The organism is Stieleria sedimenti, assembly GCF_025060895.1.
GTDB lineage: Bacteria > Planctomycetota > Planctomycetia > Pirellulales > Pirellulaceae > Stieleria > Stieleria sedimenti.
The window spans coordinates 26048-40455 of sequence record NZ_JANZKV010000191.1; the positions used below are offsets into that span (position 1 = coordinate 26048).

7 protein-coding genes are annotated in these 14408 nt (G+C 58.6%); 4 read left to right on the forward strand and 3 right to left on the reverse strand.

The annotated features are described in order from the left end of the window. Positions 1 to 41 precede the first annotated feature (41 nt). Positions 42 to 1631, forward strand: coding sequence for a phytoene desaturase family protein (locus NZK35_RS23965; protein WP_259635055.1), 1590 nt, complete (start codon positions 42 to 44; stop codon positions 1629 to 1631). Positions 1632 to 1658: 27 nt separating this feature from the next. After that, on the forward strand, positions 1659 to 4835 hold the full coding sequence (locus NZK35_RS23970) for a response regulator (protein WP_259635056.1): 3177 nt from the start codon (positions 1659 to 1661) through the stop codon (positions 4833 to 4835). A 133-nt stretch (positions 4836 to 4968) separates the two neighbouring features. On the opposite strand, the gene NZK35_RS23975 is transcribed toward NZK35_RS23970, so the two are convergent. Further along, positions 4969 to 6300 (reverse strand): sulfatase-like hydrolase/transferase, encoded by a 1332-nt coding sequence (locus NZK35_RS23975; protein ID WP_259635057.1) that lies wholly within the window; start codon positions 6298 to 6300, stop codon positions 4969 to 4971. A gap of 165 nt (positions 6301 to 6465) precedes the next feature. Between NZK35_RS23975 and NZK35_RS23980 the strand changes: the two genes are divergently transcribed. Further along, on the forward strand, positions 6466 to 7242 hold the full coding sequence (locus NZK35_RS23980) for a hypothetical protein (protein ID WP_259635058.1): 777 nt from the start codon (positions 6466 to 6468) through the stop codon (positions 7240 to 7242). Between the two features lies 1 nt (position 7243). Here the strand turns inward: NZK35_RS23980 and NZK35_RS23985 are convergent, their stop codons facing one another. Beyond that, positions 7244 to 8593, reverse strand: coding sequence for a DUF1552 domain-containing protein (locus NZK35_RS23985; protein ID WP_259635059.1), 1350 nt, complete (start codon positions 8591 to 8593; stop codon positions 7244 to 7246). Then, complete coding sequence (locus NZK35_RS23990) at positions 8593 to 10674, reverse strand: DUF1592 domain-containing protein (protein ID WP_259635060.1); 2082 nt, start codon at positions 10672 to 10674, stop codon at positions 8593 to 8595. The genes NZK35_RS23985 and NZK35_RS23990 overlap by 1 nt, the downstream gene beginning before the upstream one ends. Before the next feature lie 574 nt (positions 10675 to 11248). Here NZK35_RS23990 and NZK35_RS23995 point away from each other — a divergent pair. After that, positions 11249 to 14233, forward strand: a complete 2985-nt coding sequence (locus tag NZK35_RS23995; RefSeq protein WP_259635061.1) for an outer membrane protein assembly factor BamB family protein — start codon at positions 11249 to 11251, stop codon at positions 14231 to 14233. Positions 14234 to 14408: the final 175 nt, after the last annotated feature.

A 14408-nucleotide genomic window follows, 5' to 3' on the forward strand; every position in this document is an offset into this window, starting at 1 on the left:
AAGTCGACGCGGTTTAAACGCAAGCTGGAAGCTTACCCCACATGGTTACGTACGACACAATCATCATCGGTGGTGGCCACAACGGATTGATCACGGCGGCCTACTTGGCCAAGGCCGGTAAGAGGGTTTGCGTGTTGGAGCGTCGTGGGACGCTGGGCGGATGTGCAACGACCGAAGAGCTCTATCCGGGCTTTCGATTTTCGCCCGCCGCCTATGTCGTCAGCCTGCTGCTACCGGAAGTCATCGCCGATTTGCGGCTGAAGGAATACGGATACCAGGTCCTGCGCCGCGACCCGTCATCGATCACCTTCGATGGCCAGGGCCGGCATCTGGTGTTGGGCCACGACGCCAAGCGGAATTTTGAATCGATCGCGGGATTCAGCAAGAAAGACGCCGAAGCGTTCCCGGCTTACGAGAAGATGCTGACCGAGATCGCCGAGCGGTTGGAACCGCTGTTGAAAACCGTACCGCCGCAGCTGCCGAGTCGTCTGCGCAAAGCCGGTTTGTGGGACAGGGCCAAGAACCTGATCGGCGGGCTGAAGACCGGTTCGCTGATGCAGAAGTTGCTGTACGAAGACCCCGGCGCCATGGAAGTCTTGACGGGCGCGGCTGATCGGATTCTCAATCGTTGGTTTGAATCGGATCTGTTGAAGGGCACGTTGGCGACCGATGCGATCATCGGCGCGTTCCACGGTCCGTCTTCACCGGGAAGCGCCTACGTGTTGCTGCACCATGTGATGGGCGACGCTGGGGGATCGCGCGGTGTCTGGGGGTACATCAAAGGCGGAATGGGAGGTCTGGCCGCGGCACTCCGTCAGGCCTGTCTGGATCTGAAAGTCGACATCAAGATGGAAGTCGAGGTCCAAGAGATCCTGGTCCAAGACAACTCGGTGCGCGGCGTGTCGACCTCCGACGGCGAGTTCGTCGGCAAATCGGTCGCCTCGGGAGTCGATGCCAACCGAACGCTGCTTCAACTGCTCGACTCGCGGCACCTCCCCGACGAATTCGTTCAACACGTCAAAAACATCGACTACTCCTCGGCCAGCGGCAAAATCAATCTTGCCCTGGATGGATTGCCCGACTTTGGTGTCGACCCGTTACTTTTGCGTGGCACGATTCACACCACGCCGAACATGCAATTCATTGAACGAGGCTACCAAGAAGCGCTGGCGGGCAAGTACAGCAGCAAACCGGTGCTGGAGATGACGATTCCGTCCAACGTCGATGACAGTCTCGCACCGCCGGGAAAACACGTCCTGTCGCTGTTCGTCCAGTACGCCCCCTACCAACTGTCCGACGGCCGGCACTGGGATGACGAAAAAGACGCATGGGTCGCAAGCTGCATCGACATGCTGCAGGAATTCGCACCGGATATCCGCGACAAGATCCTGTTCACTCACGCGATGACGCCGCTGGATTTGGAGCGGACGTACGGGTTGACCGGCGGCAACATCATGCAAGGGGCGATGCACCTGCATCAACTCGGACCGTCACGCCCGCTGATCGGTTGGTCAGACCACCGCACGCCCGTGAAGAGGTTGTACCTGTGCGGTGCTGCGTCGCATCCCGGAGGCGGCGTGATGGGGGCCTGCGGACGAAACGCCGCGGGCATCATCCTGAGCGACCTTTAATCGACTTCCAGACGTACAATCAATGGGATGCGTCTTAATTTACAAACCAAACTGACGATTTTCGTTGCGGTGGTCGTGTTTTTGACCGCGACGCTGGCGAATTTGACGAGTTTTCAATTCGCCAAAAGCAGTCTGACCGGACAGATCCACCAGCGATTGCAGACCGCCGCGCACGATCGCCAACAACGCGTGCTCGCCTACGTCGATCAGCAGAAAGAGCGGGCGCTGCTGGTCGCCAGCCGAACCCGCCTGCGGAGCTATCTTGCCGAACGGATCGAGGGCACTGTCGGCGAAGCGAGGTTTCGCCAGGGCGTCCAACGGATCCTGATCGATGCCAAATTGAGCACCCCGGAGTTCTTGTCCATCTCGATCACCGACCCTCAGGGCCAAGTGATCGCGTCGACCGACGAAAGCCAGCTTGAGAAGAACTACTCCGATTCCCCCGACTATTCACAAGGACGCATCGACGCCCATTTTGGGACTCCGATTCAAAACGGCGACGGCCAGTACGTGGCTTGGTTGACGGCGCCGGCAAAGACCAACGACGAGCAATTCCTCGGGGTCGTGATGGTGCTGCTCAACGTCGATGGCTTGATCCAGATCCTGCACGATTCCACCGGCCTGGAAGACTCCGGTGAAGTGCTGATTGCCTCGCAACAAGGTAACAAACTGCACTACCTGATCCCCTCGGCGAAGCCGCACGACGACGCATCGGCGAGCCTGGGAACGGAGGCGATGGATCGAGCGATTGCTGGTGAGTCGGGCCAAGACATCGGCCGCTATGCGGGAACCGAGGTGTTGATCGCTTGGCGCCCCATCAGCTTGCAAGACCCCGAATTCCGAAAATGGGGCATGGTGGTGAAAATGGATTGCGATGAAGCGTTCGCGCCGATCGGCAAACTACGCAACATGCAGTGGTTCCTGGAAGCCGCGCTGGTGTTGCTGAGCGTTGTGGGGGCGTTTGTCTTGGCCAGACGATTCACGTCTCCGATTTCGCGACTCGCCAAAACCGCGGACATGATTGCCGGCGGTGATCGCTATGCACGGGTCGCGGTTCAATCGGATGACGAACTGGGGCGACTGGGAACCTCGTTCAATCGCATGACCGACGAATTGGTGAGAGCTCAGGTGACGCTCGAAGATCGGGTCGAAGAACGGACGCGGGAGCTGGCCGAATCCAATCAATATCTACAGAAAGCGCGTGAAGAGGCCGACCAGGCGAATCGAGCCAAGAGCGAATTTCTGGCCAACATGAGCCATGAAATTCGCACGCCGATGAACGGGATCATCGGCATGTCGGACCTGTTGGAAGGAACACCACTTTCATCGGAACAACGCGAATACCTGGGGATGGTCCGCGGGTCGGCCGACTCGCTGCTGCGGCTGCTCAATGACATTCTGGATTTTTCCAAAATTGAAGCCGGCAAACTGGAATTGGAATCGATTGCGTTTGACCTGAGAGACACGGTGGAACGGACGGCCCGCTCGCTGGGTCATCACGCCGCAGAAAAGGGACTGGAACTGGCCTGCCGCGTCGCCCCGGGTGCCCCTCAAGTTGTCGTCGGCGATCCCGGACGGCTCCGCCAAATCATCGTCAACCTGGTCGGCAACGCGATGAAGTTCACCGAGGCCGGGGAGGTGGTCGTCGCCGTGGAACTGGAAGACCGCAGCGAAACGCATGCCCAATTGCACTTCTCGGTTCGCGACACGGGGATCGGCATCCCGAAGGAAAAACAAGACAGCATTTTCGAGTCGTTTTCACAAGTCGACGCATCAACCACGCGTCAATATGGAGGCACCGGTTTGGGGCTTTCCATCTCGGGTCAACTGGTCTCCATGATGGGCGGTCGAATCTGGGTGGAAAGCGAACTAGGCCAAGGGACGACGTTTCACTTCAATTTGAACTTGGAAATCGGGCAACCGCTGACGCCCACTCCTCCGGCGGCCTTGGAGGACCTGGCCGGTCTGCCCGTGCTGGTCGTCGACGACAACCGAACCAATCGATTGATCTTCAACGAGATGCTTCAGTCCTGGGGGCTGGCCCCGACGTGTGTCGCCGATGGGCAAACGGCGCTGGAGGAACTCGAACGCGCCGCCGTGGCCGATTCGCCCTACCAGCTGGTGCTGCTCGATTGCGTGATGCCGAACATGGATGGCTACGATGTCGCCACCAAGATGCTGGAAAACGATCAGCTTCGACACACCAAAACCATCATCATCTCCTCGGCGACCAGCGAGGACAAACAACGATGCAGCGACCTGGGCGTGGCCAGCTATGTGACCAAACCCGTGGTGCAATCGGAGTTTCTCGAGACGATCCTGAATGCCGTGGTGTCGCCCGATGACGTTGTGGACATCGATCCATCACACGATGTCGAGCAGGCCGATGTGGCGTTGCGTGTGTTGATGGTCGAAGACGGCTATGTCAACCAACGGGTGGCCAGCGGGTTGCTGGAACGCATGGGACACCAGGTCCAAATCGCCAATGACGGTAAACTCGGCGTCGAGGCCTGGCGAGACGGCCACTTTGACGTGATCTTGATGGACTGGCAGATGCCCGTCATGGATGGGCAAGAAGCGACCCAACAAATTCGTCACGAAGAAGCGTCTACGGGAAACCACATCCCCATCATCGCCATGACGGCCGCGGCCATGAAAGGGGATCGCGAACGATGCCTGGAAGCCGGCATGGACGATTACATCAGCAAACCCATTGACCCCAAGGAACTGGCCATGGTCCTAAGGCGACACGCCCCCGACGATTCCCCCGCCGCCACGGATGATGCAACCGTCCAGCCCAATGCTGAGGCGGACGGGGAAGTCACACCCGGTCCACAACCCGACTACGAGGTCATCGACGTCGAACACGCCCGCAATCGAATGCGCGGCTGCAACGACGCGTTCTTAACGGAAATCGCGAAAGTCTTACGTGACGAGGCGGGGCAGCGTGTCAAGGAAATCGAAGACGCGCTGGCGGCGAGCGACGTCAAAGTCGTCACCCGTGGCGCCCACACGCTCAAAGGCGCCGCGGCAAATTTTGGCGCCAAACCCGTCGTCGAACTCGCCGAGCAAATCGAACGACTGGGCAAAGACGAAGACCTGGCCCCCGTCCCCGGTCTCCTGCAAACCCTCAAACAGCAAGTCGCCCGACTGGACGTCGAACTCGAGGCTTTTGTGAATCGGCAAATCGATCCCTCGTCTTGAAGGCGGAATGACAGAAGAATTGAAATGGCAGAATCATATGGGGCAGAATCATGTCCCGACCGCTCAGATCGCAGAGTGAGAATCATTCTGCCGGTCGCGTCTCGCCAACGCCGACAAGACCTTCGGCCCCCGGCTACTTGATTTGAATCGGTGATGTTTCGGGCGGATCGTTGCCTTCGATCTGGTGTATCAACGTTTTCAGCTCAGCAACTTTCTCGGGGTGCTCCGCGGCCAGATTCGTTTGCTCGCCCAGGTCGGATTTCAGGTTGTAGAGTTCTTCGACCTTCTTTCGATCGTCTTCGACCGCGTAACCGTGAAAGAAGGCGTCGGCCTTGAGGTATTTCCAATCGCCCTGCCGCACGCCGGCGTTGTTAAAATAAAAATGCTCGCGTCCGGTTTCGCGTTTCCCCAACAGCAGGTCGGTTTGATCGATACCGTCGATGCGGCGATCATTGGGAACTTCATATCCGGCCAGACGTGCGAAGGTCGGCATGAAGTCGATGGTGGCGAAAATGGCATCGGAAACTCGTCCCGCTGGCACCTTTCCCGGCCAACGGACGATACAGGGCAGTCGATAGCCGCCCTCATAGCAAGACCCTTTGCCGTTGCGGAGCGGACCGGACTGGCCCCAGAAAATGGATCCTTCGGGATGGCCTTTTTTCCTGTCGGTGTACTTCGGTTGGTTCCACGGCCCGTTGTCACTGGTGTAGATCACCAACGTATTCTGGCGCAATTCCAAGTCATCGATTACATCAAGCAACCGTCCCGTTTCGTAATCGAACTCTTCGACGACATCCCCGTACAATCCTCCCGCCGATTTACCGCGGAAACGATCCGAGGCATCAATGATGGTGTGCATCATGGTGTGAGCGAGATACAACACGAACGGTTTGTCTGGGTCGCGTTTGTCTTTCAGGTACTCGATCGCCTTGTCGGTGTAGAGTGTGGTTAGGCTGCCCATGTCATCGGTCCCACCGGCCGGTTCATTGTTTTCGTGAAACCGGACTTTGCCGCTGTCGTTGGCGCCCAAGGTGCCGAAATAGTAATCGAAGCCTTGTGCATTGGGCATGCGGTCGAGGATCGCTTTCCGGTTGGACACGTCCCACTTGCCGATGCAGGCGGTTTGGTAACCCGACCCGCGAATCAACTCGGCGAACGTGATTTCCGAAGCCGGCATGCCCCAGCCCTTGCTGCGAAGCGGCTGGCGTCCGGTCAGCAGTGCCGATCGCGAAGGCCCGCAGACCGTCTGGGAGTAGAACGAGGTGAATCGAGTTCCTTCGGCCGCCAACTGGTCCAACCGCGGCGTCTTATTCGCTTCGTTGCCGTAGCATGCCAGATCGGCGTAACCCTGGTCATCGGTAAACAGAATCAGAATATTGGGTTTGTCAGCGGCAACGACGGCAGAGGCAATGCAACAGAGGATCAGCGACACGGTGAAACGAGCGAAACGAAATGAGTGATTCATGGTTGTCTCAAAAATCGCGGATTGGATGGTACATAGCGAAAAGGATCGATTTGACGGCCCTTGATTATACGGTGCGCAACTTAGGCTATCCGAGAGGCTCAATGTCGGGAGCGGACGCTGGTCCGCGAAATCGATTCGGTTGAGTCCCTGCTGACGAGCATCTCCATGGAAAACAAATTGGCCGTTACGGCACCTCAGCGGGTTCCGCTGTGGGTCAAACTCGCTTTTACCGCTTTCGTTGCCGTTTTAGTTCCGTACTACTGGCGTGAATACGGGCCGACCAACTTCCTGTACTACTGCGATGTCGCACTCTTTCTGGCTCTCCTCGCCACATGGACGGAGAAGCCGATTTTCGCTTCGATGGCCGCGGTCGGAATTACGATTCCGCAGATACTTTGGCAGATCGATTTCCTGGCGCAATGGATCGAGTTGCCGCTGACCGGAATGACGGACTATATGTTCGATCCCGGGATTTCGCTGTTTGCTCGTGGATTGTCGTTCTTTCATTTTTGGTTGCCACTGATGTTGCTGTATTTCGTCTGGCGACTGGGATACGACCGTCGAGCGTTTGCGGCGTGGACGATTCTGGCATGGGTGCTCATGCTGATTTGTTTCTTCGTGCTTCCTCCAGCAGGGGCCGAATTGGACTTTCCCAATCAGCCACACAATGTGAATTATGTGTACGGGATGGACGACGCCCAGCCTCAAAGCTGGATGCCTGCGTGGGCCTGGCTGTCGTTGCTGATCGTAGGACTACCGACAATCATCTTTCTGCCGACACACCTCGCTTTGAAGTCGGTTTCCAGATTCGCTGTTGGAGCTGATCGGGAAAAAGGAACCAAGCGATTCCAGCGATCCAGGACATTCGTCATCGGAAGAGGGGGCCAGCCCATGTGTCACGCACAGCGTGACCTACATAGCCATGTGTCACGCACAGCGTGACCTACATAGCCAACAACGGATCGACCGTGCCGGTGCTGTCGGCGAAACGCTCCATCTCCAGCCCCATCATGCGGGCCTGGGTCAGCCATAGATTCGCCAGCGGTGTGCCTTCGGGCATGTTGATGTGTTGACCGGACTGAACGCGTTCGCCTCCGCCGGCGACGATGATCGGCAAATCGTTGTACTGGTGCGTGGAACCGTCACCCAACCCGGACCCATAGGTGAACAGCGTGTTGTCCAACAGCGACGTCCCATCGGCCTGTTCCACCCGATCCATTTTGTCGATCAAGTAGGCGTACTGTTCCATGTGGAAACGATCGACCTTCAACAGATCGTCGATCATCTTGGTTTGATTGTGCGACATCTGGTGATGGCTTCGCGGTTGATCGAACAGACTTTCAAACATGTACGGCGTGTCCCAACGCTCGGGTCCGACCATAAACGTCGTGACATTGGTCAGCCCGGTCTGCAACGCAACGACCATCAGGTCACCCATCAAGCGGATATATTCCCCGCGGGGCAGATAGGCTTCGGGAGGCTCGTCGAAATCGACTTTGGCGAGTTCAGCCTTCATGTTTTCCAGCCGATCCATTTGCGTTTCGATCGTCCGAATCGAATCGAAATACTCGTTGAATTTCAACCGATCGGCGTACCCGAGGTCGCGTTGCAACGACTTGGCGTCCTCCAAGACGAGATCGGTCACGTCACGGTAGCGATCGATTTCCTGCGTCGAAAACAATCGGTGATACATCTTCCGTGGGTCGCGGATCGACGGCGCAAGGTGCCCCGTGCCGTACCAAGAGATGTTGTCAAAGTAGATCGATTCCTTGTTGTCGCGGTGGCTGTTGCAACTGAATTCGAGCGTCGCAAACGGTGTCGCCTTGCCGACTCGATCGGCGACCAGATGATCCAGCGTTCGATCCAGCGGCCAGGCGGTACCTTTGATCGTGTACGGTTCCGCACTGCTCAAGTAACACGAGGCGCATTGCGCGTGGACATCGGTCCCTTGTTGGAACGTCCGGTCCATGCCGGTGATCAAATTAATTTTGTTCTTGAAGGGGTCCAGCGGACGCATCGTGGGCGTCAATTCGCCCAGCGGTTTGACGCTGAAAAAAGGATCCTGCTTGCCCAGCGACGTCATGACATTGCCGAGGTTCCCTTTGGGGATCACATCGTTGGCCTCGCCGGGAAAAAACCCGCGTCGGACGACGCCGATCGGCACGTAGAAATGCGCCATCCGCTTGGGCACGCGAATCGCCGATCCGGCCGTGACCAGACTTTCCATCCAAGGCAGCGACAACGCCGCGCCGCCGAGTCCGCGGAGGAAGGTTCGTCGTGAAGTGCGGTGCATCATTCGGCCTTGGGGTTGGTTTTACTTTGAAAGGGTTCGCTCCGGATCACTTCCTTGATCAGCGTTTGGAGTTTGTAACCATCGTCGGCGGTTGCCGCGGCGATTTGGTCCAGTGCGATCTGATCCGGTGCCGACAATTCACGGGCGAGTCCGAAGGACAGCAAGTGGCCGGCCAACGCGCGGGTGAACCGATCTTTCTCGGCCAGCACCGCATCCTTGAATTCGACCACATCCTTGAACGCGTGCTTGCGAAATAAGGTGCCCGCGACGTCCACCGCACGCCCGTTTTCATACCGGCTTCGCCACCGGCCGACCGGGTCATAGTTTTCCAACGCGAACCCCAGCGGATCGATTTGCTCGTGGCATCCTTTGCAATCACTTCGTTCACGGTGCAGCGAAAGCCTCTCGCGCAGCGTCAGATGTTCTTCACCGGCCGCCGGTTTTTCACCCAGCGGCGGCACATCGGCCGGCGGCGGGTCGGGCGGATTGTTGAAAATAGCGGTCGCGATCCAAGCCCCACGCGTGATCGGTTGGGTTCGGTCGGGACCGGAGGTCATCGTCATCACTGCGGCGTTGGTGATCACGCCTCCGCTGCGCCGATCCGATACGGGAACCCGACGAAACTCCAACACCGTCACTCCGCCGCCTCGTTTGTTGATATCCGAAGATTCGCTACGAAGCTCGCCATAGGCGTCTTCCAACAGCACCGACCGATAGGTGAAATCGGAGTCAATCAGCTGTGTGATGGGGTGGTTTTCGATCAACACCGTTTCGAACAACAGCAGCGGTTCGATCATCATGTGCATGCTGTCGCGGTACTTGGCGAAGTAAAACTCGGGATACTTCTGTGGATTCGGGACCGACGAAATGATCCGTTCCAACTGCAGCCATTGGGCGGGAAAACTGTCACAGAACCGTTTCAGTTTTCTGTCCTTGAGCATCCGGGTGACCTGGGCGTCCAAGGTTCCGGATTGTTTCAATTTCCCTGCCGCAGCAAGCTCGAGCAGCTCTGTATCCGGGATGCTGCCCCATAAGAAAAACGACAGCCGTGAGGCGAGTTCCAAATCATCGACGACTTGGGCCGTCGTCGAATCGCCGGATCGATCGTACAGATAGAGAAACGTTGGTGATGAAATCGTGGCGGCGGCGATCGATTTCATCGCATCGGTCCATTCGACTCCCGTGGTAAGCTGTCGCAAGGTGAAGCGAACGTATCGACCGAGAACGTCGTCGCCGACCGGCCGTCGAAAGGCGCGGGACAGAAAGGGTTTCAGACGCTGTCGCAGTTCCGCGTCCAAGTCGGCATCGTCAGCCGGCGCGGCAAAAAACGTTTGCCAGATGCCGACGTTGTGGGGAACAAAATCGGGACTTTGCGTGATCGATTGCCCGAGCGTCAGAAAGGCTTCCATCAACAAGGGCGACAAGGAGAGGTGGTCGCCGCGGTTGTCGAAACCGTGTTCGGCGCGCAGGTCTTGCGGAAACGCCGCCACCCCCGCCAAACGCGGTTCGATCAACTGCGACTTGCCCAGCGGACGGCTTCCCACCGAAACAACCTCGGCCATCCGTCCGGTTTCGGGCTGAAAGTACCCTTTGTGTTCGCGCACCATCCGCTCGGGAAGGGTGAAGACGGTGCATTTCAAATCGAATAAATCGATCACGGCGTTGTTGTATTGAAAACGATTCATCCGCCGGATCGGAGTGTGCGCGAAAACCTTCTTCTCGGCGACGGCCGCCTGAAGGATCGCTTTGAGTTCCGCAACCAATTTGCGACGCAGTTTCGGGTCCAGCGGCGGTTCATCTTCCGGCGGCATCTCCTCCAAATCGAGCACATCGATCAAGCCGCGGACGAGTTCCGTGTTTTGTGAGAGACCTTCTGCACGCACCGCCAGCAAGTTCACGTCGCCCGCGATTTCGTCGTTCGCACCATGGCATTTGACACAGTGCTGTTTCAGTGCCGGTGCAATGATCTCGGCAGAGGAATCCGCTTCGGACGCGACGGCCGCGCAGGAAAAACACTGCAACAGCAGAAGCGGGACGAGGATCGCCAGGGCCGAGAGTTTCTGGAACGCGTGATTCGGCATCACTGGCAAATTCCGCGAGTGCGTGGAGGGATGACCAAGAGGGGCAGGTGGGAGGCAGGAGCGGAAATCGCCGGCAATCGGGTGTTGGCGAATTTCGGCCGACGTCCAGTTTAACCTGTCCGAGCCCGTCACGCCAACATTGCCGCTGGCCAGTCGGTTGCTGCCACGTGCGACGTCATCCCGCACCCCAGCGGGACGCGTCAGCGACCGGCCCGTGATGAAACACGCGCCACTGGCTCACGCCCAATGCCATCGACTTTCGCTCTAGAGGTGTTAGCGGAACGGCGCGAGCCGTCCGGTGGCGTTTCAAAAACACCCACCGTGTTAGCGGAACGGCGCGAGCCGTCCGGTGGCGCTTCAAAAACACCGTGAAAGACCGGAGGGCTCGCGCCCTACCGCTAACAAAAACACCCCGCTTGGCGTCAAAGTAAGTGGCATTGGGCTCACGCCACGTGCTGGTGTGCCCTCAGCGGGATGCGTCAGCGAGCGACATCCCGTCGGCGAGCCCGCTACAATGACCGATTGGTCAGTGCAGTCACCAACATGCAACACCTACTTGCAACGGGACGAAACGATGGTACTCCGATCTGTGTCTCCGGCCATTCTTGCCACGATGATGTTCTGCGGCGTCACGACGGTTCTGGGCGGACAAGCCACCGACGATCTCAAGCGGATGGAGATCGACAAGGGCATCGTCGCCCTCGTCGGATTGCCCGACGGCGAGGTCGACTACTTGATCGACCTTTGCCAGGCCAGTGAACTGACGGTCTATTTCCAAACCCCTGACGCTCGCCAAGCCCACAACGTCAGACGAGTTGCCGATGCGGCGGGTGTTTTGGGGACGCGTTTGTTCGTCCAAACGGGATCGGGTCGGTCCATTCATCTGGGCAATAACCTAGCCGACCGCATCCTGGTCTTCGAATCCGACACCGACACACCACCGCGCCAAGAAATCTTACGCGTCTTGCGTCCCAAAGGTGTGGCGTTTCTCGGCGACCAAGCCCTCACCAAACCGGTTCCCCAGGGTGCGGACGATTGGTCACATCCCTACCACGGGCCGGACAATAATCCGCAATCCGACGACCAATTGGTTCGCGGCAGCTTGCGAACCCAGTTCATCGGGTACCCGAAATTCAGCCCCATGCCGGAACAGACGGTCATCGCCGGCGGACGGATCTACAAAGCGATGGGGCACATCGCCCACAAGGCCAACCAGAACGAAATGCTCAATACGTTGTTGTGCATCAACGCCTACAACGGAACGATCCTGTGGCGACGTCCGCTTTCTCCCGGTTTCATGCTGCATCGCAACACGATGGTCGCGACCGACGACGCGCTTTATCTGGGCGACCACGAATCCTGCAAAATCATCGACGGTCGGACCGGAGAAACCATCGATGAAATCAAGGTGGGGACCGACATCAGTGACGGCCCAGTCTGGAAATGGATGGCGATGCGTCACGGAATCCTGTTCGCGATGGTCGGCAACCCCGAAGCCAAACTGGAAACCCAACGCGCCATTCGACGCGGGCTGGGGCATTGGCCTTGGGGCATGTGGGACGGCCACGACTACAACGACCCCCGCACCTCGTTCGGCTTCGGGCGAACGCTGGTCGCGATCGATTTGAAAACGAAAGAACGACTGTGGCACTATCGCGATGACGAGTTCTTAGACGCCCGCGCGGTGTGCATGAACGAGAGTCAGATCTTTTGTTATTGCCCTGGCAAATTCCTGGCTTCGATCGATCGGTACACGGGAAAGCTGAACTGGAAGAACACGGACAAAGACTTATTGGATGCGATCGGCGACAATCAAAAGGCACAGCACTACATCACCGGTTACGCCACCACGTGCTACATGAAGTGCAATGCGGACTACCTGTTCTTTGCCGGACCACAACGCGCTCGCATGGTCGTCGCCTCCGCTCACGACGGCAAACTTGCCTGGACGCACCCGACGGGCAATCTGCAACTGGTGCTACGTGACGACGGCGTTTGGGCGGCCGGTCCGCAAAAGTCAGAAAACGGAATGAAGTTCGACTACTCAACGGGCGACGTGCTGGCGACGTTTCCCGCCCGCCGCGCCTGCACGCGAGCGACCGGTTGCGCCGATAGCATCTTCTACCGTGCCGACGGCGGCACCATTCGCGTGCTGACGGAGTCCAACACGGCCCAGCACATCGACCCGATGCGTCCGCCGTGTCAGGATGGCGTCATCGTCGCGGGCGGACATCTGTACTGGGGGCCTTGGATGTGTGGTTGCCAATTGTCGCTCTACGGAAACATCGGACTGCGTCCCGGGGACGATGCGGCCGACGAAACGGACGACTCGAACGAACCCCGCTTGGTCCGCGGCGACATCAAAGCGGCGGTCGATTCGCTAGACACGCATCCCGGGGACTGGACCACCTACCGCGGCAACCATGCTCGCACGGACACCTCACCGGTCGCGATCCCCGAGGATGTCCGACAACAATGGGCGGTCCAAGTTTGTCGCGATGCGCTGCCGACCGCGCCGGTCACCGCCGGCGACATGGTCTTCATCGCCGATCGCACCGGTGCCGTCCAAGCGATCGACGGAGAGGGAAAGTCGGTTTGGAAAGCGTACACGGCCGGACCGATCTACTACCCGCCGGCGGTCGCCCACGATCGCGTTTACGTGGGCTCAGCCGACGGTCGGGTCTACGCCTTCGCGGCCCGGGACGGACGATTCCTGTGGTCGTACCGAGTCGGTCCGAAAGATTACTGGATTTCCGTCTATGACCGTCTCGTTTCCGCATGGCCCGTTGCGGGCGGCGTGGTGGTCGACGGCGACACGGTTTACGCGGCCGCGGGGATCACGCACTACGACGGCACCCACGTCGTCGCACTCGATGCGATGACGGGAGCGCTGAAGGTTTCCAACACGACGTCGGGAACGTTGGAACGTGAAGTCAACAACGGCATCAGTCTGCAGGGCAACCTGACGATCGTCGACGGTGAACTGCGATTTCTTGCCGGCGGCGTTTACGAGACGGCGCGTTATGACCTGGAAACACTGGAGTGCCTCAATACGCCACGGGCTCAAGTCAATTCGCAATTCCGGACGGCGTTCTACCCGTATTATCCGGCGTATGGAAAATACGTCTCGTTGGATTATCAGTGCAGCGACGGCTGCCAGCTGAGCCACGACGCCAGTTACGAAGGCAGCCAATTCGTCAACTTGGCTCGCCAAAAGCCGTTGGCACCGGGGACTCCCAAACCCTACAAAGAAGCCGCGCGGTGGGTCCGTCGCGGCGGTGAAGCCCCCCAAGCGATCTGGCAAGACAAGGGCAATCGACGGTTCACCAGCTTCGCCGTCACCGACGAAACGTTGCTGGCGACGGGCCACCCCGATGGAAACGAATCCGATTCGTTCCTGGTTTCGATCAACACCCGCGACGGCAGCGACAACTGGATCAAACCGTTGCCCGCACTGGCCGTCAAAGGCGGCGTGTCGATCGATCACGCGGGACGGATTTCGGTGGCCCTGGAAAATGGGCAATTGCTCCGTTTCGCGCCCGAGCATTCGGGGCGGTGATCCTCTGCACCGTTGTTCCGCTGACTCCTGCTACTGCTAAAAGCGGTAGGGCGCAAGCCGTCCGATCTTTCCCCAATACCGCTAAGTTGAGCGTCGTTTCCTTAGTTGAATGCCCGTAGGCTCGCGCCAAACGGCTAATCTTTGTTTGATATCAGCCGGTTCGCGCCAGCGCGAG

Bases quoted from the DNA above. Each gene is read 5' to 3' on its own strand.
- NZK35_RS23980 (WP_259635058.1), top strand. From the start codon at position 6,466: ATGGAAAACAAATTGGCCGTTACGGCACCTCAGCGGGTTCCGCTGTGG.
- NZK35_RS23990 (WP_259635060.1), bottom strand. From the start codon at position 10,674: ATGCCGAATCACGCGTTCCAGAAACTCTCGGCCCTGGCGATCCTCGTC.
- NZK35_RS23985 (WP_259635059.1), bottom strand. From the start codon at position 8,593: ATGCACCGCACTTCACGACGAACCTTCCTCCGCGGACTCGGCGGCGCG.
- NZK35_RS23970 (WP_259635056.1), top strand. From the start codon at position 1,659: ATGCGTCTTAATTTACAAACCAAACTGACGATTTTCGTTGCGGTGGTC.
- NZK35_RS23995 (WP_259635061.1), top strand. From the start codon at position 11,249: ATGGTACTCCGATCTGTGTCTCCGGCCATTCTTGCCACGATGATGTTC.
- NZK35_RS23965 (WP_259635055.1), top strand. From the start codon at position 42: ATGGTTACGTACGACACAATCATCATCGGTGGTGGCCACAACGGATTG.
- NZK35_RS23975 (WP_259635057.1), bottom strand. From the start codon at position 6,300: ATGAATCACTCATTTCGTTTCGCTCGTTTCACCGTGTCGCTGATCCTC.